The 20,661-nt window shown below is 65.3% G+C and carries 18 protein-coding genes; 7 read left to right on the top strand and 11 right to left on the bottom strand.

Annotated features, from left to right (window positions below; all coding sequences use genetic code 11):
• Nucleotides 1–2 precede the first annotated feature (2 nt).
• On the bottom strand, nucleotides 3–1,223 hold the full coding sequence (locus ACT2FV_RS27285) for a cupin domain-containing protein (RefSeq protein WP_151051600.1): 1,221 nt from the start codon (nucleotides 1,221–1,223) through the stop codon (nucleotides 3–5).
• 32 nt (nucleotides 1,224–1,255) lie between these two features.
• Between ACT2FV_RS27285 and ACT2FV_RS27280 the strand changes: the two genes are divergently transcribed.
• Nucleotides 1,256–1,804 carry an FKBP-type peptidyl-prolyl cis-trans isomerase gene (locus ACT2FV_RS27280; RefSeq protein ID WP_124903469.1) on the top strand — a complete coding sequence of 183 codons (549 nt, stop codon included), beginning with the start codon at nucleotides 1,256–1,258 and terminating at the stop codon, nucleotides 1,802–1,804.
• Here ACT2FV_RS27280 and ACT2FV_RS27275 read toward each other — a convergent pair.
• The 3 genes from ACT2FV_RS27275 to ACT2FV_RS27265 form a co-directional block, all read right to left on the bottom strand.
• On the bottom strand, nucleotides 1,784–3,055 hold the full coding sequence (locus tag ACT2FV_RS27275; protein WP_174920032.1) for a hypothetical protein: 1,272 nt from the start codon (nucleotides 3,053–3,055) through the stop codon (nucleotides 1,784–1,786). The genes ACT2FV_RS27280 and ACT2FV_RS27275 overlap by 21 nt on opposite strands.
• The gene (gene mutS / locus ACT2FV_RS27270) at nucleotides 3,036–5,693 is read right to left on the bottom strand and encodes a DNA mismatch repair protein MutS (protein ID WP_444505165.1); all 2,658 of its coding nucleotides are present in this window, start codon (nucleotides 5,691–5,693) and stop codon (nucleotides 3,036–3,038) included. The genes ACT2FV_RS27275 and mutS overlap by 20 nt, the downstream gene beginning before the upstream one ends.
• A gap of 236 nt (nucleotides 5,694–5,929) precedes the next feature.
• On the bottom strand, nucleotides 5,930–6,847 hold the full coding sequence (locus ACT2FV_RS27265; protein WP_151050930.1) for a LysR family transcriptional regulator: 918 nt from the start codon (nucleotides 6,845–6,847) through the stop codon (nucleotides 5,930–5,932).
• A gap of 141 nt (nucleotides 6,848–6,988) precedes the next feature.
• On the opposite strand from ACT2FV_RS27265, the gene ACT2FV_RS27260 reads away from it, so the two are divergent.
• A complete protein-coding gene (locus ACT2FV_RS27260; RefSeq protein WP_124622357.1) occupies nucleotides 6,989–7,753 on the top strand; it encodes an SDR family NAD(P)-dependent oxidoreductase in 765 nt (254 codons plus the stop codon).
• Between the two features lie 602 nt (nucleotides 7,754–8,355).
• Nucleotides 8,356–9,246, top strand: coding sequence for an amino acid ABC transporter substrate-binding protein (locus tag ACT2FV_RS27255; RefSeq protein WP_444505164.1), 891 nt, complete (start codon nucleotides 8,356–8,358; stop codon nucleotides 9,244–9,246).
• Between the two features lie 116 nt (nucleotides 9,247–9,362).
• On the opposite strand, the gene ACT2FV_RS27250 is transcribed toward ACT2FV_RS27255, so the two are convergent.
• The 3 genes from ACT2FV_RS27250 to ACT2FV_RS27240 all read right to left on the bottom strand — a co-directional run bounded on the left by ACT2FV_RS27250 (nucleotide 9,363) and on the right by ACT2FV_RS27240 (nucleotide 13,042).
• The gene (locus ACT2FV_RS27250) at nucleotides 9,363–10,268 is read right to left on the bottom strand and encodes a helix-turn-helix transcriptional regulator (RefSeq protein WP_151050926.1); all 906 of its coding nucleotides are present in this window, start codon (nucleotides 10,266–10,268) and stop codon (nucleotides 9,363–9,365) included.
• Between the two features lie 237 nt (nucleotides 10,269–10,505).
• The gene (locus ACT2FV_RS27245; RefSeq protein WP_124622366.1) at nucleotides 10,506–12,128 is read right to left on the bottom strand and encodes an NAD(P)/FAD-dependent oxidoreductase; all 1,623 of its coding nucleotides are present in this window, start codon (nucleotides 12,126–12,128) and stop codon (nucleotides 10,506–10,508) included.
• Between the two features lie 110 nt (nucleotides 12,129–12,238).
• Entirely contained in the window at nucleotides 12,239–13,042 is an 804-nt protein-coding gene (locus ACT2FV_RS27240) for an inositol monophosphatase family protein (protein ID WP_059607917.1), read from the bottom strand.
• A 279-nt stretch (nucleotides 13,043–13,321) separates the two neighbouring features.
• On the opposite strand from ACT2FV_RS27240, the gene ACT2FV_RS27235 reads away from it, so the two are divergent.
• Both ACT2FV_RS27235 and cysE read left to right on the top strand, forming a co-directional pair.
• Entirely contained in the window at nucleotides 13,322–14,146 is an 825-nt protein-coding gene (locus ACT2FV_RS27235; RefSeq protein ID WP_444505163.1) for an RNA methyltransferase, read from the top strand.
• A 311-nt stretch (nucleotides 14,147–14,457) separates the two neighbouring features.
• Nucleotides 14,458–15,231, top strand: a complete 774-nt coding sequence (gene cysE / locus ACT2FV_RS27230) for a serine O-acetyltransferase (RefSeq protein WP_444505162.1) — start codon at nucleotides 14,458–14,460, stop codon at nucleotides 15,229–15,231.
• 39 nt (nucleotides 15,232–15,270) lie between these two features.
• Here the strand turns inward: cysE and ACT2FV_RS27225 are convergent, their stop codons facing one another.
• The 4 genes from ACT2FV_RS27225 to ACT2FV_RS27210 all read right to left on the bottom strand — a co-directional run bounded on the left by ACT2FV_RS27225 (nucleotide 15,271) and on the right by ACT2FV_RS27210 (nucleotide 18,017).
• Nucleotides 15,271–16,071, bottom strand: coding sequence for a UDP-2,3-diacylglucosamine diphosphatase (locus ACT2FV_RS27225; RefSeq protein WP_059607914.1), 801 nt, complete (start codon nucleotides 16,069–16,071; stop codon nucleotides 15,271–15,273).
• Nucleotides 16,072–16,098: 27 nt separating this feature from the next.
• Nucleotides 16,099–16,590, bottom strand: coding sequence for a peptidylprolyl isomerase (locus ACT2FV_RS27220; protein WP_006483987.1), 492 nt, complete (start codon nucleotides 16,588–16,590; stop codon nucleotides 16,099–16,101).
• Between the two features lie 89 nt (nucleotides 16,591–16,679).
• Nucleotides 16,680–17,255, bottom strand: a complete 576-nt coding sequence (locus ACT2FV_RS27215; protein ID WP_012364186.1) for a peptidylprolyl isomerase — start codon at nucleotides 17,253–17,255, stop codon at nucleotides 16,680–16,682.
• Between the two features lie 39 nt (nucleotides 17,256–17,294).
• Nucleotides 17,295–18,017 (bottom strand): tetratricopeptide repeat protein, encoded by a 723-nt coding sequence (locus ACT2FV_RS27210; RefSeq protein ID WP_170296462.1) that lies wholly within the window; start codon nucleotides 18,015–18,017, stop codon nucleotides 17,295–17,297.
• Between the two features lie 234 nt (nucleotides 18,018–18,251).
• Here ACT2FV_RS27210 and cysS point away from each other — a divergent pair, with 234 nt between their 5' ends.
• Both cysS and ACT2FV_RS27200 read left to right on the top strand, forming a co-directional pair.
• Nucleotides 18,252–19,649, top strand: a complete 1,398-nt coding sequence (cysS, locus tag ACT2FV_RS27205; RefSeq protein WP_226115719.1) for a cysteine--tRNA ligase — start codon at nucleotides 18,252–18,254, stop codon at nucleotides 19,647–19,649.
• 43 nt (nucleotides 19,650–19,692) lie between these two features.
• Entirely contained in the window at nucleotides 19,693–20,562 is an 870-nt protein-coding gene (locus tag ACT2FV_RS27200) for a DNA-3-methyladenine glycosylase family protein (protein ID WP_059607911.1), read from the top strand.
• Nucleotides 20,563–20,661: the final 99 nt, after the last annotated feature.

Here is a 20,661-nt window from a genome sequence, read left to right as displayed (position 1 = left end):
CACTAAATCCGGTTTCCGACCCGTATCCAGCCCGCACAATACCACTCGTGCAGCAAGGCTGTCATTGAGGGAACCCGGGATAGTGTTACAAACCGTTTCGCCTCCATGTGGCGCAGATTGGCCAGTTCGGGCAGCCATTCGCCGGCGTGCTCGAGCGGTTCTTCCTCGCCATTAATGAAGTACGAGCGCGCGTTATACATCAATGCGGCCCGTCTGTCGAGATACACGCCCCGGCGCGACGCCTGCGCGACGAACGCGGCCTCGGACAGCGGGCGCGCCGGCGGCTCGAATACGACGTTCGATTTGGGTTCGCTCAGGTAGCAACCGAGGAATTCGGCGACGTCACGCTTGCGCCAGCGGATCGCATCGACGATCTCGGCGACGCGCTCGACCATCGCCGGCGGCAGTTGCGCCGGGGTGTCGACCGCCGGCTGCTTCGGGTCGCGGTAAAGCGCGTCGCCACGCTCGTCGCGCAGGCCGCCGCGCTCCGCGAGGTAATACAGGAATTGCGCGCCCAGCTCCCCGGCGGACGGCGCCCGAAAGCCGATCGAGCAGGTCATGCATTCGCCTTCGGCCACGCCGTCGTGCGCGATGTGCGGCGGCAGGTACAGCATGTCGCCCGGCTCCAGCACCCACTCGTCGCTCGGCTCAAAATGCTCGAGGATCTTCAACGGGACGTCCGGCTGCAGCGACAGGTCCTTCTGCGCACCGATGCGCCAACGGCGCCGGCCCTCGACCTGTAGCAGGAATACGTCGTACGAGTCGAAGTGCGGGCCGACGCCGCCTCCGTCGGTCGCGTACGAAATCATCAGGTCGTCGAGGCGTGCGTCCGGGATGAAGCGGAAGCGGTCGAGCAGCGCGCGTGCCGCGTCCACGTGCAGGTCGAGCCCCTGCACGAGCAAGGACCAGGACTTTCGCGAAACGGCAGGCAGCGCGCCCGGCTCGAAGGGACCGTGGGCCAGTTGCCACTTGTTACGAAAATGGGTGATCAGTCGCGATTCGGCGTCATAGTCGGCTGCCAGCTCGAACAGTGCGTCGCGCGTCACCGGCGGCTTCACGCCGGGGACCGCCTGGCGGATCAGCAGCGGCTTCTTCTGCCAGTAGCGGCGCATGAATTGCGCCGGCGAGAGGCCGCCGAGCAGCGGTGTGGGAAGATCGGAAGGCGGCGCGCCGAGCGGGGCGGCAGCGGCATCCCGCGGTTCGGCTTGAGACCGGTTGCGCATCGTATAATGAGACTTGTATTTGGGAGAATTGGATGAAAATCGCAAAAAACACCGTCGTGTCGGTCGCTTACAAGCTGTCGGATGCGCAAGGCAATCTGATCGAGGAAAGCGACGAGCCGATGGTTTATCTGCACGGCGGCTATGATGGCACGTTCCCCAAGATCGAGGAACAGCTCGACGGCCAGGAGCCCGGTTACCAGGCGCAGGTTCAGCTCGAGCCGCAGGACGCGTTCGGCGACTACGATCCCGAACTCGTGAAGATCGAGCCGCGCGATCGTTTTCCCGAGCCGATCGAAGTGGGCATGCAGTTCGAAGGCACGCCGGAAGACGGCGACGAGGAAGTGGATTCGCTGATCTACACGGTCACGGACATCGCCGAGGACAAGGTCGTGCTCGACGGCAACCACCCGCTTGCGGGCATGGCGCTGCGATTCGCACTGACGGTCAAGGACGTTCGCGAAGCGACCGAAGACGAGATCGAGCATGAGCACGCGCATGGCGCGGAAGGCCTCGAAATCGTCGACGAGGACGAAGACGAGGACGAGGAAGGCGACGCACCGTCAGGGCGTACCCTGCACTGAGCTGGCAGGCAGGCCGGGCGCCGGCCCTGAAGCAGGGCGCGGCGCGGGCCACGAAGCGCCGTCCGGTGTCGTGCCGTCGCCTTGAAGCGGCGGCGCGACCGACGACGAGTCGGGCAATGCCGGCAAGGCCGGGATCTCCGGCATCTGCGGCAGCGGGACGTTATCGCGCGGCACGACCGGCAGCGCGGGCGGGGTCGGCAGATTCTTCGGGACGTCCTGCACGCTCACGTTGAAGATCGTCTGCCGTGCCGGTGACACGTTGACCTTCACCCACTGATTCGCCGGATGACGCGGTCCGATCGCGACACGCGTCACATTTCCCACCAGCACGCCGTCGTCCGCATGCAGCGGGCGATCGATCAGGAAGCCGTTCGCAAGCGGCTCGCTGCTCGCGTGCACCACCAGGATCGGGCCGCGGAATACCGCCGCCGCCTTCACCAGTGTTCGTTTCAGTTCACGAAAACCGTCGCGGACGCGCGGCCGGTTGAAACGCAACCACGCAAAGCGTTCGGCACGCTCATAGCGATCGAACTGCGGATCGCCTTCGAAAATCACCACGATCGCGCGCGCTTCGTGCCGCTTCGCATATTCGGCCGCGTGGTCGATCCAGAAGCCGTTCGCGATGATGCGGTCCTCGAATTCGCCGTTCCGCCCGCCGGCCGTCAGATAGTGGTTGTTCGGTGCCGGTGCGTTCAGCGCGACGTAGACGACATCGTCATGCAGCCAGCGCGCGTTTTCGCGATAGGGCCGGAACCGGGCGACCTCACTTTCGCGCGTGATCTGCAGCGCGCCGGGGTCGGGCAGCGCCGCGTCGGCCAGCAGCGTCTGACGCAGGAAGTCCAGACGTTCGACCGGGTCGTAGTTGCCGCCGGCCGCCGTGTTGCACGTTACCCAGTCGTCGTGGCCGGGAAGGAACACGAGTGGCACGCGAGATGCGTCGAGGATCGCGCCGCGCTGCGTATACAGCGAGTCGCGGCACGCTTCCTTCGCGCCCTTGATGTTGCCCGCATAGACGACGAAGGCCAGATTGCGCTCGCGCGCGATCGATTCGAACAGCCGTTGCGCGGCTGGCTCGTCGGCCGGCGTATCGATGACGCCCGACACGACCGCGAACGAGTAGGGGGCGGCGGCACGTTTGGGCGGCGCGGCCAGCGCGCCGGCCTGCGCCAGCGCGAGCACCGCCGCGGCCAGCGCCGCCGTGGCGCGGGCCGGCCAACCCGACGGGGTGCGCTTATGCGTGCCCGTCGGCATCGTGCGAGCGGACGAGCGTGCGCAGTTCGTACAGCAGGTCGAGCGCGTCGCGCGGCTTGAGGTCGTCGGGATCGATGTCGCGCAGCCTTTCGAGTGCCGGATGCGGGATGTTGGACGGTGGAGGCGCATCCGCGCATTCGAGTTCGTCGGTCACGGCGGGCGGCGCGCTGAACAGGTCGAGCTGCGGCGTATGCTGCGTGGCCGACTGTTGTTCGAGATACGCGAGATGCTTGCGCGCGGCGCGGATCACCGGTGCCGGCACGCCCGCGAGTTGTGCAACCTGCAGCCCGTAGCTCTGGTTCGCCGGGCCTTCGTTGACCGCGTGCAGGAACACGATGCCGTGACCGTGCTCCACGGCCGACAGGTGGACGTTGGCCGCTTGGGGGAATTCGGCGGGCAGTTGCGTCAACTCGAAGTAATGCGTCGCGAACAGCGTGTAGCAGCCGTTTTGCGCCAGCAGATGACGCGCGATGGCCCATGCGAGCGCGAGGCCGTCGAACGTCGACGTGCCGCGGCCGATTTCGTCCATCAGCACGAGGCTCTGCGGTGTCGCGTCGTTCAGGATCGCAGCCGCTTCGGTCATCTCGACCATGAAGGTCGAGCGGCCGCCGGCGAGGTCGTCGGCCGCGCCGATTCGCGTGAATATCCGGTCGATCGGGCCGAAGCAGGCCGACTTCGCCGGCACGTAGCTGCCGACGTATGCCATCAGCGCGATCAGCGCCGTCTGCCGCATGAAGGTCGACTTACCGCCCATGTTCGGGCCGGTGATCAGCAGCAGTTTGCGCTCGGCGCCGAACCGGCAGTCGTTCGCGATGAACTGCTCGACCTGCGCTTCGACGACGGGGTGACGCCCCTGTTCGATTTCGATGCCGATTTCGTCGGTGAAGGCGGGTGCGACCCAGTCGAGCGTGCGGGCGCGCTCGGCGAACGCGGCGAGCACGTCGAGCTCCGCGAGCGCCGACGCGACGCGCTGACACTCGGCAATGAACGGCAGCAGAGCCTGCAGTACGCCGTCGTACAGCGCGCGCTCGCGGGCCAGCGCGCGTTCCTGCGCGGACAGCGCCTTGTCCTCGAAAGTCTTCAGTTCGGGCGTGATGTAGCGCTCGGCATTCTTCAGCGTCTGGCGGCGGCGATAGTCGTCGGGCACCTTGTCGGTCTGGCCGCGCGTGACCTCGATGTAGAAGCCGTGCACCTTGTTGTATTCGACGCGCAGGTTCGCGATGCCCGTGCGGGTACGCTCACGCGCCTCGAGATCGATCAGGAACTGCCCGCAGTTCTCGGAGATGTCGCGCAGCTCGTCGAGCTCCGCATCGTAGCCGCGCGCGATCACGCCGCCGTCGCGCACCATTGCGGCAGGCTCTGGGGCGATCGCGCTCGTCAGCAGGTCGAGACATTCGGCGGGCGGCTCGAGCGCCGCGTCGATGCGCGTGAGCGCATCCGCGTTCGCGACGATCGCGCCGATGCGTTCGCGCAGCGCGGGCAGCGCGGCGAACGTGTCGCGCAGGCTCGACAGATCGCGCGGGCGCGCGGACATCAGCGCGAGACGCCCGGTGATCCGTTCGACGTCCGCAATCTGGCGCAGTGCGGTTCGCAGGGCGTCGAGGCTCGCGTTCACGGGCGCTTCGAGCAGTGCGCCGATCGCTTGCTGGCGTGACTGTGCGGCGACGGACGCGCGCGTCGGGTGATGCAGCCAGTGACGCAGCAGGCGGCTGCCCATCGTCGTGCAGCATGTGTCGAGCAGCGAGTACAGCGTTGGCGATTCGGTGCCGCGCAGCGTTTCGGTCAGTTCGAGGTTGCGGCGCGTTGCCGGATCGAGCCCGATGTATTCGGTTTCGTTCTCGACCTTCAGGCTGCGCACGTGACGCAGCTGCTGACCCTGCGTGGCGGCCGCGTACAGCAGCAGTGCGCCGGCAGCTCCGCATGCGCTCGTCAGCGAATGCGCGCCGAAGCCGTCGAGGCCCGCGACGTCGAGCTGGTCGCACAGGCGCTGCGTGCCCGACGCGATATCGAAATGCCATGCCGGCACGCGCTTGATCGCACCGGCGCCGGCGGGCACGGCGTCGGTCGTGCCGTCCGCCGTGAGGATCTCGGCCGGCCGGATGCGTTCGAGCGCGGCGCCGAGCTGCTCGGGTTCGATTTCGGCGAGCCGTAGCGCGCCGCTTGCGAGGTTCAGCCACGCGAGGCCGATGTTGACCGCCACGCCACGCTTGTTGTGGCCCGCGCACATCGCGAGCAGGTAGACGTCGTTCTTGTCGGACAGCAGCGCCGCGTCGGTCAGCGTGCCGGGCGTGACGACGCGCACGACCTTGCGCTCGACTGGCCCCTTCGACGTCGCAGGGTCGCCGATCTGCTCGCAGATCGCGACCGATTCGCCCATCTTCACGAGCTTCGCCAGATACTGTTCGACCGCGTGATGCGGGACGCCGGCCATCTTGATCGGCGTGCCGGCCGATGCGCCGCGCTGCGTGAGGGTTAGATCGAGCAGACGCGCCGCTTTCGCCGCATCCTCGAAGAACAGTTCGTAGAAGTCGCCCATCCGGTAGAAGACGAGCGTGTCGGGGTGATCGGCCTTGATGCGCAGGTACTGCTGCATCATTGGCGTGACGGTTGCAGGTGCGGCCGTGGGTGGCGTGCTCATGTGATCGGGAAAAGTTGCTTTGGTTGCCCAAGTTTACCAGCGGCCCGAACCGGACACCTCGAAGTTCGCCATTCGGCCAGTTGTCGCCGATAACCTTTGACACGGTGTCGTCCAGTGAGTGGGAAGGACGATACGGTGTGCGCGATATTTGCGAAATGGATTTGCTTGAGATCCATCATTGCGGCAATGCAATGATGCTCGGCCATCCAGAGTGTGGGCTCATCCTCGCCACTGCGTTACTTCGGCCATCGCCATGACGGCTCCGAGAGATGCTCCGCAAAATAGTCGGACAGCACCGCCACCTTCGCCGGACGTGCACGCGCCGATGGCGTGACGAAGTAAAGACCGCCCTTCGTCAGCGACCAGTCGGTGAGGATCGCCTCAAGGCGGCCATCGGTCAGATATTCGCTGGCGACGAATTCGGGCAACTCGGCAATTGCGAGGCCGTCGAGCAGCGTGGGCAGCAGCGCATCGGAATTCGTCACGCGCAACGGGCCGGTCGGCTTGACCGGCTCCTCCTCGCCTGCAGCGTTCGTGAAGCGCCACAAATCGCTGCGCGCGCGATACGCGTATGAAAGGCATGGCCGGTCCGCCAGCTCGCGCGGATGCGCGGGCCGCCCTTCGCGCTTCAGGTACGCGGGCGACGCCACCACGAATTGTGTGACCGGGCACAGGCGTCGTGCCACCAGCGACGAATCAGGCAGCGCGGCAATGCGCAGTGCGGCGTCAAACCCATCGGCAACCAGATCGACTGACGCATCCGAAAGATGCAGGTCGATCGACACCTCCGGATACGCGCGAAAAAACGCGGGCAGCAGCGGCGCGACCCAGCGCAGCCCGAACGACATCGGTACAGCCAGGCGCACCAGTCCGCGCGGCTGCACCGACATTTCGCGCGCGGCGCTTTCTGCTTCTTCGGCCTGACGGTAGATCTCTCCGGCCTTATCGCAGATCGTCCGGCCGAACTCGGTGAGCGAGAGTTGGCGCGACGTGCGGTTGAAGAGCCGCGCGCCCAACCGGTCTTCGAGACGGGCGACGCCCCGCGAGACCGTCGCCACCGACACGCCCATCGCGCGCGCCGCGGCCGCGAACGATCCTTCCTCCGCGACCTTCGCGAACATAGCAAGTCCTTCGAAATCAGGCAGCTTCGCCATTTCCCCTCATCTTTTCATTTTTGCAACGTTTGATTGCAATCAATTCTATTTCGATAAGCCTTGGACGTCGATATTCTCCTCACATCGCAGCACGAAACACCGAACGCAGTCATCCACTTACCGAACGAACGGAGAAGCACCATGGCACGCAAGCTCGACAACAAGATTGCACTCGTTACCGGCGCAACCAGCGGCATCGGCCTCGCCACCGCACAGCGTTTCGCGGCAGAAGGCGCGCACGTCTACCTCACCGGCCGCCGTCAGGCTGAACTAGATGCCGCAGTGAAGGGCATCCGCGAAGCGGGCGGCAACGCGACGGGGGTACGAGTCGATTCCACAAAGCTGGGTGAGCTCGACGCGCTGTATGCGCAGATCAAGGAAGAACAGGGGCATCTCGACGTGCTGTTCGCCAACGCCGGCGGCGGTTCGATGCTGCCGCTTGGCAGCATCACCGAAGAACACTACGACGACACCTTCGATCGCAATGTGAAGGGCGTGCTCTTCACGGTGCAAAAAGCGTTGCCGCTGCTCGCCGAGGGGGCGTCGGTGATTCTTACCGGTTCAACGGCAGGCAGCGCGGGCACGGCTGCATTCAGCGTGTATTCGGCTTCGAAAGCCGCGGTGCGCGCCTTCGTACGCAGCTGGATTCTCGATCTGAAGGATCGCCGCGTCCGGGTTAATACAATCAGCCCGGGTGCGACGCGCACGCCCGGCTTGCTCGACCTCGCCGGTGACGATGCAGTCCAACGCCAGGGTCTTGCCGATTACCTGGCTGCCCAGATCCCGATGGGGCGCCTCGGCGAGCCCGGAGAGATCGCAAGCGCTGCGTTGTTCCTTGCGTCGGACGACGCGAGCTTCGTGAACGGCATCGAGCTGTTCGTCGATGGCGGGCAGCAGCAGATCTAAGCGCCTGCTGGATGTCTGTGACCGGTGGGTAACGGTCGATCCTCGAAAGAGCCAGCGTAGGTTCGTGCGCCGAGCCTTATCAGGTAAGGCGCAGATACTGCTGCATCATTGGCGTGTGGCCTTCAAAGGCCTCGGGCGACAGCGTGGTCATAGATCCGGCATCAAGTTATTGCTTGAGTTGCCCAAGTTTGCCAGTGGCTTTGACGAATACGGTCGAAGTTGGCCGATAGGCCAGCAGATCGCGCGATACGACTCCGTGTCCGGCAACAATTCCGGCTCGTGCGGCTTGGCCGGTCGGATGGCCCCAAGGGATAGCGCCGGTGCTTGTCTTGCCGGCATGACGCTTATCGATCAGCCAAGGCCTGTCGACCAACCGAATCTCGATACGGGTTGCGGCGTCGTGCTGAAACTCTGTCCCGGCACTTGTTCCGAGGCCGCTGCGCCGTTGACCTGAGTCAATCGGGGGCGATCGACTCCGCTTAAAGTGAATTCACGTCGGAATTGATGGACGCGCGGCAAGGGATACGACGTGCGGTCCGCTACTGACGGAGCCGGCTCGGCAAATCGAGCTTCTGCAGGGAAGACGTCGTGAAAGAGGCATCATGAGATCCCCATCCTTTGCCATGCTTGCCGCATTATTCGCGGGGTGTGCCGCGTCGATGACCGCCAATGCGCAGACGTTGGACAAAATCTCTCGGTCCAATCAAATCGTTGTTTCGTACAGGGAAGCCGCCGTGCCGTTCAGCTACCTGCTGACACCGCATAAAGCCGTCGGCTTTTCGATGGACGTAACGGAATCAATCGTCGACGACGTTCGCAAGGTACTTCGCAGACCGGATCTGAAGGTCGCTTACGTGCCGGTCACCGGTCAAAATCGAATTCCGCTGCTCGTCAATGGCACCTACGATCTGGAGTGCGGGTCGACGACAAACACCTCGGCGCGTGGCAAGGACGTCGCGTTTTCGATCAATTACTTTTATGCCGGCACGCGGCTGATGGCAAAACGGGCGTCGCGCATTGGCGACTATGCCGACCTCGCGCATAAGGCCGTCGTGACAGTCGGCGGGAGTACGAACGAAAAAACGCTGCGACGCCAACTCGAAGCGCAGCACATCGATGCCGAAGTCGTGCTGACAAAGGACTACGCCGACGCACTAAAGATCGTCGCGGACGACAAAGCGGCAGCGCTCGCGCTCGATGACGTTCTGCTTTATGGGCTCAGGGCCAACGCGGACGACCCGGGTACGTGGGCCGTGGCGGGAGACGCGTTGCAGGTGGAGCCATACGCATGCATGGTGCGCAAAGACGATCCGGCGTTCAAGCGACTCGTCGATGGCACGCTCACTCGGCTCATGAAGAGTGGCGAATTCACTCGCCTGTACGCGAAATGGTTTGAATCACCTATTCCGCCACATGGTGCGAATCTTGACATGCCGATGAGCGCGGCACTGAAGGGAAATCTGGTCACGCGCAGCGATCGACCTGCGCAGTGACGATCGATCGGCGTGGCGCAGGTCTTGGCGTAGCTTTGTGCGCCAAGACTTGTCGGATCATGCCGGACAAGAAAGAGATGCCCGCTTGCGAAAGCGAGGCGTCGCTCATGCGGCCCTCAAACGTTGTCCGTGCGCCAACGACGCGGTGTAACGCCGGTGACGCGCGTAAATGTTCTCGTGAAGTGGCTCTGGTCGGCGAAGCCGCATGCATCCGAGATCATTTGCAGGGGCATGGACGACGTGCGCATGTACATCATTGCTTGCTCGATGCGCTGATTGATCAGCCAGCGATGGGGCGGTAACCCGGTGGTCTGATGAAAGGCTTTGACGAAATGGCCGCGAGACAGGCCGCATGCTTTCGCCACATCGGCAATCGATATGTTCCCGGTTAGGTGTTCGAGAAGAAGTCCTTTCGCCATTCGCTCCTGCCACGCAGTGAGTTTGCAGGTCGACTTCTCCCGGCGCTCGCTGACGCCGCCATACAGGCGCGCGACATGCGCCTGGAAGGCGAGCGCGACATGGTCGATAAAAAGCTGAGATGCATGCTCGGGCTGCGCTAAAGCGGGGAGCAGAGCGTGGCCCAGCCGATGGATGATCGGATCCGTCGCACTCAAATGCGGCGGCAAGTAAAGCTGTGGTCGCTGCCTGCCTCCGATTTCATCGACCGTCTCCTCCAGCGTTCGGCGAGGGAGGTGAAAATGGATGCAGTCGAACGCCCCCTTCAGGTCGGAAACCCATCTGCGATCGAGGTCATGAATCGTGACGGTCCCTGCGTCATAGGGGACAAAGCGGGCAACGCGTCCGTCAAGCCACAATTCCTGTTCGCCGAACGCACGCAATTGCAACACGATGAGATCGGCGTCTTCAAGTTCATATGGCGCAGTTCGGCCAATGTTTCTACGAGATGTCTTCAGTCGGCTGATGCCGACCTGGGAATGCGGCAACGTCTGCGTAATCACGCTTTGCCTGAGGTCAGCCGGCATGAAATCAGATGACGCGTTGTCTGACTGTGCAGCGGCCATGGATGCGTGGAAACGTAGAGAACCTGGGCGCCAAGTGTACCAAAGCGAAATCAGGCCCGGCGTCAGTCGTGTTCGGCATACCGGCCTCTGAATGGCCGCGGCGCATCGCAAAGGCCGGAGATCACGGTCGGAGACCGTCGGCCCGATGTGGCGATTGGAGCTCGCCCCGGGCAAGCATTGAAAATGCAGGCTTGACTCGGCGCATGGGCATACGTGCGCCGAGTCCGGCCTGCAATATCAGGACGTGTGCGACGACATCAGATCGAGCGCCACCGCCTGCGCGACTTCGATACCGTCGATCGCTGCGGAATAGATGCCGCCCGCATACCCTGCGCCTTCGCCGGCCGGATACAGGCCTTCGACGTTCACGCTCTGGTAATCGTCCTTGCGCCGGATCCGGATCGGGGACGACGTGCGCGTCTCCACGCCGGTGAGCACCGCGTCGTGCATCGCGAAGCCGGCGATCTTCTTGTCGATTTGCGGCAGCGCTTCACGAATGGCCTCGATCACGTAGTCGGGCAGTGCGGTGCTGAGATCGGTCGGGCGCACGCCCGGTTTGTACGACGGCACCACGGAGCCGAGCGACGTCGACGGCCGGCCCGCGATGAAATCGCCGACCAGCTGGCCCGGCGCGCTGTAATCGCCGCCACCGAGCTCGAACGCGCGTTCTTCCCATTTGCGCTGGAACGCGATGCCCGCAAGCGGTCCGCCCGGATAGTCTTCCGGCGTGATGCCGACGACGATGCCCGCATTCGCGTTGCGCTCGGCGCGGGAATACTGGCTCATGCCGTTGGTGACCACGCGGCCCGGCTCGGACGTCGCCGCGACCACCGTGCCGCCGGGGCACATGCAGAAGCTGTAGACCGCGCGTCCGTTGCTGCAGTGATGGACGACCTTGTAGTCGGCCGCGCCGAGTTGCTTGTGACCCGCGAACTTGCCGAAGCGGCTGCGATCGATCAGCCCCTGCGGATGTTCGATCCGGAAACCCAGCGAGAACGGCTTCGCTTCGACGTACACGCCGCGCTCGTGCAGCATCTGGAACGTGTCTCGCGCGCTGTGGCCCACGGCCAGCACCACGTGATCGCACCGGAGCGTTTCGCCGTTCGACAGCGTCAGCGAGCGCACCTTGCCCTGGTCGATTTCGATGTCCTCGACCCGGGTTTCGAAGCGCACTTCACCACCCAGTTCGTGGATGGTCGCGCGCATCTTTTCCACCATGCTGACGAGGCGGAACGTGCCGATGTGCGGCCGGCTCAGGTACAGGATGTCTTCCGGCGCACCGGCCTTGACGAATTCGTCGAGCACCTTGCGGCCGTAGTGGTGGGGATCCTTGATCTGGCTGTAAAGCTTGCCGTCGGAAAACGTCCCGGCCCCGCCTTCGCCAAACTGCACGTTGGACTCGGGATTGAGGATGCTCTTGCGCCACAGGCCGAAGGTGTCCTTGGTGCGCTCGCGCACGGCCTTGCCGCGCTCGAGGATGATGGGGCGGAAACCCATCTGCGCGAGGATCAGGCCGGCAAACAGGCCGCACGGCCCCATGCCGATGACGACGGGGCGCAGGAAGTTGGCGTGCTCGGGCGCCTTCGTGACGAAGTGGTACGCCATGTCGGGCGTCACGCCGCAATGCGGCGTGCCGGCGAGTCGCGGAAGCACGGCCGCTTCATCCTTGACTTCGACGTCGACGATATACGTGAGCTTGATGTCGGCGCGCTTGCGCGCATCGTGCGCACGGCGGAACACCGTGTAACGGAGGAGCCCGTCTGCCGGCACGCCAAGCTCCGCGAGGCGCGCACGGATCGCGGCCTCGAGGGCGCTCTCGGGGTGGTCGAGCGGGAGTTTAAGTTCGCTTAGCCGTAACATGAGTATTCGGATACGGTCGCCACGAAGTCGTGGCGGTGTTGAGACGGGCGGGGCGGCGTGCCGGCGGCAGCGGTGCTGCGTCAGCCGCGCCGCGCGGGCGCGGCCCGGATTTACTCCGCTGCCGGATGCACGCGGCTGTAGCGGTTCAGGATCGGGATCATCTGCGCGTAGATCTTCGGGTTCGCCGCGACGATCTCATGACGATGCAGGAAGTCGGCGTCGCCCGTGTAGTTGCCGACGAGGCCGCCGGCTTCGGTGATCAGCAGGCTGCCCGCCGCCATGTCCCACACGTTGATGCCCTGCTCGAAGAACGCATCGAGACGGCCGGCCGCGACGTTCGCGAGGTCGAGCGCGGCCGCGCCCGGACGGCGCAGCCCCGTGCACGCCTGCGTCATTTCGGTGAACAGGCGCGCATATGCGTCGAGGCCGTCCTTTTCGCGGAACGGGAAGCCGGTCCCGACCAGCGCGTCCGCCAGGCGGTCGCGACGGCCGACGCGGATGCGGCGGTCGTTCAGGTACGCGCCGCGGCCGCGGGTGGCCGTGAACAGATCGTTCTTGTTCGGATCGTAGATGACGGCCTGCGTGACGACGCCCTTGTGCTCGAGCGCGATCGACACGCAGTAGTACGGGAAGCCGTGGATGAAGTTGGTCGTGCCGTCGAGCGGATCGATGATCCACTTGAATTCGGATTCGTTCTCGGATTCGCCCGATTCCTCCGCGAGGATCGCGTGGTCGGGGTAGGCGGTCTTCAGCGTCTCGATGATCGCCTCTTCGGCGGCCTTGTCCACTTCGGTGACGAAGTCATTCTGTTGCTTCTTGCGGATCTCGATCAGGTCGAGGTCGAGGGAGGCACGGTTGATGATCTGTCCGGCGCGGCGCGCAGCCTTGACAGCGATGTTGAGCATGGGATGCATGAGCCTGGATCCTGTAGCCGGCGGCACGGGCCGCCACGAAGTGGAACACACCGCCCGGAACGGCGCAAACGGGCCGGGCGAGATGAGACGCGAATTGACAAAGAGCAGGGTACGACCCGCGTCGCACGGGATGCGACACGTAAACACATGATTTTACCCGAATTTCGAGAGTTTCAGGTGGCCGGAATGCGGGGAAACCCCACTGGCCGTCCGGACGAGTGGGTTTGCCGGGGCGATGGCGATACCATACTGCCATTCTGATGAACCGAGTCGTATGTAGTGGAAACCCCGCAGAATCCCGCCGCGCCGTCCGAATCGGGCACGGCCTCGCCCCTGCCGCCGTCCGGCGGCTTCACGTCCACCCGTTTCGTGCTCGTCGAGCCGAGCCATCCCGGCAATGTCGGGGCGGCCGCCCGCGCGCTGAAGACGATGGGTTTCTCCAGGCTCGTACTGGTTGCTCCGCGCGTGCCGCATGTGCAGAGCGACCCCGAAGCGATCGCGATGGCGAGCGGCGCGGATGACGTCCTCGCGTCCGCGCATGTCGTGCCCACGCTCGGCGACGCACTGTCCGGCGTCCACTGGTCGATCGCGCTGACTGCCCGCACGCGCGAATACGGGCCGCCGCGCCTTGCGCCGCGCGCGGCCGCCGAACAGGCGTGCGCGCAGGTCGGCACCGGCGACGTCGCGTTCGTGTTCGGCAACGAGCGCACGGGTCTCGCGAACGAGCACGTCGAACAGTGCAGCGCGCTCGCGCACATCCCGGCGAATCCGGCTTACAGCTCGCTGAACCTCGCGCAGGCCGTGCAGGTGCTCGCGTATGAACTGCGCGTCGCGCTCCTGGAGCAGGGGAGCGAGCCGTCGCACCAGGCGCCGGCGGAAGCCGGCACGCTCGCGCAGAGCGATGAGATCGAGCGGATGTACGCGCACCTCGAGAACGCGCTGATCGCGCTCGATTTTCTCGATCCGCGCAATCCGAAGAAGCTGATGCCGCGGTTGCGGCGCCTGTTCGCACGTACCGGTCTCGAGCGCGAGGAAGTCAACATCCTGCGCGGCATCGCGAAGCACATCCTGCTGAAATCCGGCACGCCCGACGGCGACGCGTAAGCGGGTCGGCACGCCGGCTGCCAGGCGCTCGCGCGCCGGGCGGCTGCGTTCCCGCCGCGAACGCCGCATTGCATCGGCCGCTCGATGTCGGTGACCTGGTTCTCGCCGATCCACCGGATGGCCTCGTCGACAGGCTGCGACGGGCATTCCGCACGAATACCCGTGCCGCCGGCGGGGTGAACGCGCGACGCCGTGCGGCCGCGCGCGAGTGGCCCTACAATCGGCGGACGTCATAAGCAAATTACCCGGTGCGATAACGGCCGGCCATTGCCGGCGGGGCACGCCGGCCTTTTCCCAGCCCAGACCAGATCATGTTCACTAGACTGCGCGAAGACGTTGCGACGATTCGCGAGCGGGATCCCGCCGCTCGCAGTGCCTGGGAAGTGCTGACCTGTTACCCGGGGCTGCAGGCGCTCGTGCTGCATCGCTTCGCGCATGCATGCTGGCGCGCGAAACGCTACTGGCTCGCACGCTTCGTGTCGCAGGCCGGGCGCTTCCTGACGGGTATCGAGATTCATCCGGGCGCGACGATCGGCCGGCGCGTGTTCATCGATCACGGGATGGGTGTCGTGATCGGCGAAACCGCGATCGTCGGTGACGACTGTACGATCTATCAGGGCGTGACGCTCGGCGGCACCTCGCTCACGCGCGGCGCGAAGCGCCATCCGACGCTCGAGGCCGGCGTGATCGTCGGCGCGGGCGCGAAGGTGCTCGGCGGTTTCACGGTCGGCGCGGGCGCGAAGATCGGTTCGAACGCGGTCGTCGTGAAGCCGGTGCCGGCAGGTGGCACCGCGGTCGGCAATCCGGCGCGCATCGTGATGCCGGCGCAATCGAAGCCGCAGCCCGAGCGCGCCGCATTCTGCGCGTATGGGATCACGCCGAACGCGGACGACCCGATGTCACTCGCGATTCACGGCCTGATCGACCACGCGGCAAAGGAAAGCCGGCGCGTGGACGAGATCGTCGCGGCGCTCGAGCAACTCGGCGCGCATCTGGAAACGCTGCAGGGCGCGGACGCAGCGCGTCTCGATCTGCGCAGGCTGTCGGCGGTGCTGGAAGGCAAGGCGCTCGAGCGCCAGTCGTAACGCAGTGCATGCCGGCGGCGGCCGGCCGTGCCGATCGAGTCAGTCGAGCGGCATCGCGTGGATGCCTTCGGCGTCGACGCGCAGATAGCCGCCGCGCGGCTTGCCGTGGTCGAGATCCCAGTCCGGCAGTACCCAGCGAATCCCGCCCGGTTCGGCGTGGCTTGCGGGGCGATGCGTGTGGCCGTGAATGATTACGCTCGCGCGGCTCTTCCGGAACAACGCGGCGATGCCTTCACGCGTGACGTCGTAGCGCGGCGAAGCGGGGCGCATCCGTCCCGCTTCGCTGTTCGAGCGCATCCGTTGCGCGAGCGCGCAACGCCAGCGGAACGGCCACGCGAGAAACAGTGCTTGCGCGATGCCATTGCGGGCAAACCGCCGAAATATCTGGTAGCCGCGATCGGCCGTGCATTGCGCGTCCCCGTGCGCGAGCACGATGCGCTGGCCGAACGATGTGATCAGCGCCGGGTCCGGCAGCAGCATCGCGCCGGCCGCCTTCATGAAGCGCCGGCCGAGCAGGAAATCGCGATTGCCGTGCATCACGTAGAGCGCGATTCCGCGCTCCGAGAACGTATGCATCAGCGCGGCCATGCGCGCCGCGAACGGATCGTGGTCGAGCACGTCGTCGCCGATCCAGTATTCGAACAGGTCGCCGAGGATGAACACCGAGTCGGCGCTGTCGGCCGTGTATTTCACGAAATGCTCGAACGCGGCGACCGTCTTCGGAATCGCCTCGCTCAAGTGCAGATCGGAGAGAAACAGGAACGGGCGTGCGGCTTGCGCGTATTCGCGCTCGCCCGGCACGCCCGCGGAGACGCTTCGCGGCGGACTCTCCTGCAACATCGAAGTGCCTCCGTAACGGACTATGCGTCAGACCACCACGGCCTTTTCGATCACGACGTCGTCGGTCGGGACGTCCTGGTGGAAGCCCGCGTTGCCCGTCTTGACGCCCTTGATCTTGTCGACCACGTCCTGGCCTTCGACGACCTTGCCGAACACCGCGTAACCCCAGCCCTGCGGCGTCGGCGACGAGTGGTTCAGGAAGTCGTTGTCGTTCACGTTGATGAAGAACTGGGCGGTCGCCGAGTGCGGATCGTTCGTGCGCGCCATCGCGATCGTGTAGTTGTCGTTCTTCAGGCCGTTGTTCGCTTCGTTGTCGATCGGCGCGTCGGTCGGCTTCTGCTTCAGGCCGGGCTCGAAGCCGCCGCCTTGAATCATGAAGCCGTTGATCACGCGGTGGAACACCGTGCCGTCATAGTGACCCTTCTTCACGTAGTTGAGGAAGTTCTCGACCGTCTTCGGTGCCTTGGCGGCGTCCAGCTCGAGCTTGATCACGCCGTGGTTCGTGTGCAGTTCAACCATGATGAATTCCCTTCGGTAAGGCGGTTTAAATGGCACGCGGCCGGTCGTGCGACGCGGCCGCGTGTGGCGCCGGACGTGCCGGCAGGTGCTTATTTCGAGACGATGCTGGCCGACTCGATCAGGACCGGCTGGGCCGGCACGTCCTGCATCGGGCCGCGCGAGGTCGTCGCCACGCCTTCGATCTTCTTCACGACGTCGAGGCCCGACACGACCTTGCCGAACACCGCATAGCCGTTGCCGTCCGGGTTCGGGTAGTCGAGGCCGCTGTTGTCGACCGTGTTGATGAAGAACTGCGCGGTGGCCGAATTCGGATCGCTGGTACGCGCCATCGCGATCGTGCCCGTCAGGTTCTTCAGACCATTGCGGCTTTCCAGCGGGATCGGTGCGCGGGTCGGCTTCTCCTCGAAGTTGGTCTTGTAGCCGCCGCCCTGGATCATGAAGCCCTTGATCACGCGATGGAAGATCGTGCCGTTGTACTGGCCGGCCTTCACGTAATCGAGGAAGTTGGCGACCGTCTTCGGCGCCTTCTCCGGATAGAGCTCGACGCGGATGTCGCCCTGCGAGGTCTTCAGCTGCACGACGGGGTGCGCGGTGGCCGATTGCGCGAACGCGGGCGCGGTCGCGAGAAGGGCGGCGCCGCCAAGCGCCAGCAACAGACGTTTCATTGCGATCCTCAGATTGGGAGGGAAGGAAGGTTGCGCCGCTTACTGCGACGGCGCGACGTACGGCGCTGTCAGCGCACCGGACGGACCATTGAACTGGAACGTCGGCGACATCGGCAGCGTAGTGGTGCTCACGTTCGCGGCGGCGCGATCGGTGTACGCGCGCGTGGCGGGCGTGACGGCGCGCGCGTTCGCTGCCGCCTTCGGCGGCGACACGATCTTCTGCAGGTCGGCGAGGCGTTGCGCAGTCGCGCCGCTCGTGCGGCCGAGCGATTGCGCGCGCTTGTACGATTCGGCCGCGAGGCGCAGATAAAGGTCGCCGAGGTTCTCGTACGCGAGCGAGTAGCTCGGGTTCGATTGCGTCGCGGTGACGAGTGCGCTGCGCGCTTCGTCGTAGCGGCCGTGCTTCGCGTAGAGCGCGGCGAGGTTGTTGTACGGTTCGGGCAGTTCGGGGTAGGCCTGCGTGATCGCGACGAACTGCTGGATCGCGTCGTCGTCGCGGTTCAGGCGGGCGAGCACGGTGCCGCGCTTGAACTGCGCCTGCACGTCGTGCGGGTTCGACGCGATGCGCGCGTCGAGCTGCGCGAGCGCCTGTTTCCACTGCTTGCCGGCGATCGACGCGTCGATTTCGGGGGTGCCGTCGGCGACCGCAGGGGCCTTCTGCGCATGCGCCGCGGGAGCCGCGAAAAGCGTCAGTGCGACGCTCATGACGGTGGTCGCGACGAGGGTCGCAGCGCTCGGCGCGCGGCCGCGATGAGGTTTCATAGGCGTAAATCGGAATGTTATACTCCGAGCCATTCTAACAAAACGTCTGCGCGTTCCGGCGAGCGGCAGACAGTCTTTCTTAGCCTCTCGTGGCCGTCACCGCTGTGCTTGCAGCCTGACCGCCCCATGTGATATCGAGGACGCGCGGCCTGGTGCCGCGGCAGATGGTCCGTCCGTTTCGCATGCTGGGCGAGCTTCGCCAGGGCGGTTTCCTTCGGCTCACGGTTCATCTCTATGGAATCACTGCGCATCTACAACACGCTCGCGCGTGACAAGCAAGTTTTCGTGCCGCGCCAGCCCGGCGAAGTGCGGATGTACGTATGCGGGATCACCGTCTACGACTATTGTCACGTGGGCCACGCGCGCATGCTGGTCGTGTTCGACCTCGTCCAGCGCTGGCTGCGTGCGATCGGCTATCGGGTCACGTACGTGCGCAACATCACCGACATCGAGGACAAGATCATCCGCCGCGCGGTCGAGAACGGCGAGACGATCAAGTCGCTGACCGACCGGTTCATCAACGCGATGCACGAGGATGAAGCTGCGCTCGGCATCCAGCGGCCCGACGTCGAGCCGCGCGCGACGCAGTTCATCCCGCAGATGCTCGGCATGATCGAGGCGCTCGAGGCGAACGGCTACGCGTACCAGGCGACCGACGGCGATGTCAATTACTCGGTGCGCAAGTTCGCTAACTACGGGAAGCTGTCGGGCAAGTCGCTCGACGACCTCCGCGCGGGCGAACGCGTCGCCGCGAACGACGCGAAGCAGGATCCGCTCGATTTCGTGCTGTGGAAGCGCGCGAAGGACGACGAGCCGGAGGGTGCGTCGTGGGCGTCGAAGTACGGGACGGGCCGCCCGGGCTGGCACATCGAGTGCTCGGCGATGGGTTGCTCGCTGCTCGGCAACCATTTCGACATCCACGGCGGCGGGCAGGATCTGCAATTCCCGCACCACGAGAACGAGATCGCGCAGAGCGAAGGCGCGACCGGCGAGACGTTCGTCAACTACTGGATGCACAACGGCTTCGTGCAGGTCGACAACGAGAAGATGTCGAAGTCGCTCGGCAACTTCTTCACGATCCGCGAAGTGCTCGAGCGCTACGACGCCGAGGTCATGCGCTTCTTCATCGTGCGCACGCACTACCGGTCGCCGCTCAACTACAGCGACGTGCATCTCGACGATGCGCGCGCGTCGCTCACGCGCCTGTATACGGCGCTGAAGGATGTCGAGCCGGACGCGCTCGCGCTCGACTGGAACGAGCCGCATGCGCAGCGTTTCGCGGCCGCGATGAACGACGACATCAACACGCCGGTCGCGGTGGCGACGCTGTTCGAGCTGGCGGGCGAAGTCAACCGCACGCGCGATGCGTCGCTCGCGCGGCAACTGAAACAGCTGGCGGGCCTGCTGGGCCTGCTTGGCCGCGAACCGCGCGCGTTCCTGCAGCAGGGCACTGGTGCCGCACAGGCAGGCGGGGTCGCAGCCGACGAAATCGAAGCGAAGATCGCCGCGCGCGTCGCGGCGAAGCAAGCGAAGGACTATGCCGAAGCGGACCGGATTCGGGCGGAACTGCTCGACGCCGGCATCGCACTTGAAGACAAACCGGGCGGATCGACCGAATGGCGTCGCGTATGAGCGCGGTGCGTTCCACTGACCGATCCGTCAGGTAGGAGGCAAGATGGCAACGGCCAGAAAAGCGCCGGTCAGGCGCGCGACTCCGCTCGCCGCGCGTCCGGCGGCCAAGCGCGCGCCAGCGGCCAAGGCGGACGCGACGCGCGCCGTGCCGAACGGCGCGCTCAACGGTCATGCGAGGCCAGCGCGCGGGAAGGGCGCGGATGCGGCGCAGCCGGAGGTCGCGATGGCGGCCGCTGACGCGGCCCGCAAGGTGCGTGCAGCCGATGCGGCAGTCGACGGCGCCGACGGTGCCGTGCGTCCCGCATACTGGGACAAGGCGTGCGCCGATCTCGTCAAGCGCGACCGCATCCTGAAGAAGCTGATCCCGAAGTTCGGCCCCGCACACCTCGTGAAGCGCGGCGACCCGTTCGTCACGCTCGCGCGTTCGGTCGTCGGCCAACAGATCTCGGTGCCGTCCGCACAGGCACTGTGGGCGCGCATCGAGGATGCGTGTCCGAAACTCGCGCCGCAGCCGGTCATCCGGCTCGGCGCGGACAAGCTGATCGCGTGCGGATTGTCGAAGCGCAAGACGGAATATATTCTCGATCTCGCGCAACACTTCGTGTCCGGCGCGCTGCACGTCGACAAATGGACGTCGATGGACGACGAGGACGTGATCGCCGAACTCACGCAGATCCGCGGCATCAGTCGCTGGACGGCCGAGATGTTCCTGATCTTCAACCTGTCGCGGCCGGACGTGCTGCCGCTCGACGATCCGGGCCTGATCCGCGCGATCAGCGTCAATTATTTCAGCGGGGAGCCCGTCACGCGCAGCGAGGCGCGTGAAGTGGCCGCCAACTGGGAGCCGTGGCGTACCGTCGCGACCTGGTACATGTGGCGCAGTCTCGACACGCCGGACGCCGGCGCCGATTGACGGCTATCGGGTTTTAAACATCAATAGTTGAGAGCCGGTCTTGCGCGTCGCCCGCGCGGGTAGAATACGCGCTGCTGCAAGACCCAAGGATTCGAACAC

It is taken from the genome of Burkholderia sp. PR2, assembly GCF_052372875.1.
GTDB classification, from domain to species: Bacteria; Pseudomonadota; Gammaproteobacteria; order Burkholderiales; family Burkholderiaceae; genus Burkholderia; species Burkholderia diffusa.
This window is presented reverse-complemented; position numbering and strand designations above follow the sequence as displayed.

Bases quoted from the DNA above. Each gene is read 5' to 3' on its own strand.
- ACT2FV_RS27275 (WP_174920032.1), bottom strand. From the start codon at position 3,055: ATGCCGACGGGCACGCATAAGCGCACCCCGTCGGGTTGGCCGGCCCGC.
- ACT2FV_RS27265 (WP_151050930.1), bottom strand. From the start codon at position 6,847: ATGGCGAAGCTGCCTGATTTCGAAGGACTTGCTATGTTCGCGAAGGTC.
- ACT2FV_RS27210 (WP_170296462.1), bottom strand. From the start codon at position 18,017: ATGAAACCTCATCGCGGCCGCGCGCCGAGCGCTGCGACCCTCGTCGCG.
- ACT2FV_RS27260 (WP_124622357.1), top strand. From the start codon at position 6,989: ATGGCACGCAAGCTCGACAACAAGATTGCACTCGTTACCGGCGCAACC.
- ACT2FV_RS27225 (WP_059607914.1), bottom strand. From the start codon at position 16,071: ATGTTGCAGGAGAGTCCGCCGCGAAGCGTCTCCGCGGGCGTGCCGGGC.
- ACT2FV_RS27215 (WP_012364186.1), bottom strand. From the start codon at position 17,255: ATGAAACGTCTGTTGCTGGCGCTTGGCGGCGCCGCCCTTCTCGCGACC.
- ACT2FV_RS27255 (WP_444505164.1), top strand. From the start codon at position 8,356: ATGAGATCCCCATCCTTTGCCATGCTTGCCGCATTATTCGCGGGGTGT.
- ACT2FV_RS27250 (WP_151050926.1), bottom strand. From the start codon at position 10,268: ATGGCCGCTGCACAGTCAGACAACGCGTCATCTGATTTCATGCCGGCT.
- mutS (WP_444505165.1), bottom strand. From the start codon at position 5,693: ATGAGCACGCCACCCACGGCCGCACCTGCAACCGTCACGCCAATGATG.
- ACT2FV_RS27245 (WP_124622366.1), bottom strand. From the start codon at position 12,128: ATGTTACGGCTAAGCGAACTTAAACTCCCGCTCGACCACCCCGAGAGC.
- cysS (WP_226115719.1), top strand. From the start codon at position 18,252: ATGGAATCACTGCGCATCTACAACACGCTCGCGCGTGACAAGCAAGTT.
- ACT2FV_RS27240 (WP_059607917.1), bottom strand. From the start codon at position 13,042: ATGCATCCCATGCTCAACATCGCTGTCAAGGCTGCGCGCCGCGCCGGA.
- ACT2FV_RS27220 (WP_006483987.1), bottom strand. From the start codon at position 16,590: ATGGTTGAACTGCACACGAACCACGGCGTGATCAAGCTCGAGCTGGAC.
- ACT2FV_RS27280 (WP_124903469.1), top strand. From the start codon at position 1,256: ATGAAAATCGCAAAAAACACCGTCGTGTCGGTCGCTTACAAGCTGTCG.
- cysE (WP_444505162.1), top strand. From the start codon at position 14,458: ATGTTCACTAGACTGCGCGAAGACGTTGCGACGATTCGCGAGCGGGAT.
- ACT2FV_RS27200 (WP_059607911.1), top strand. From the start codon at position 19,693: ATGGCAACGGCCAGAAAAGCGCCGGTCAGGCGCGCGACTCCGCTCGCC.
- ACT2FV_RS27285 (WP_151051600.1), bottom strand. From the start codon at position 1,223: ATGCGCAACCGGTCTCAAGCCGAACCGCGGGATGCCGCTGCCGCCCCG.